General features: G+C 52.0%; 1 protein-coding gene. It reads right to left on the reverse strand.

The window, feature by feature from the left end; all coding sequences use genetic code 11:
* The coding region (locus CVN76_RS02275) for a glycosyltransferase (protein WP_157805478.1) at positions 1-342 on the reverse strand (342 nt) is incomplete at both ends.

A 342-nucleotide genomic window follows, 5' to 3' on the forward strand; every position in this document is an offset into this window, starting at 1 on the left:
CCCTATCTTTGTCAGTTCCCCGGATTCCTTCAATTCCAAAGCATGAAAGATGGCTCCTGCAAGTTTGCCGGCATTTCCTATTTCCGTAACCCAGCCCTTGCTCCCATCGGGAATCAATTCCTTCACACCGCCAACATCGCTCGTGATGGCAGGCAGGCTCGACCTTGCCCCTTCAAGCAGAACAAGCGGGAAGCTCTCGCTTAAGGATGTCAGCAATGTGACGTCCCCCAACGGATAAATTCTTTCAATATCTGCCCGATGCCCCAAAAAGATGACGTTACCGGATAAACCGGTTTCGAGGACGATCGTTTCCAAGGTCTTCCTCCTACTCCCGTCCCCTAC

Source organism: Bacillus sp. mrc49, assembly GCF_002803435.1.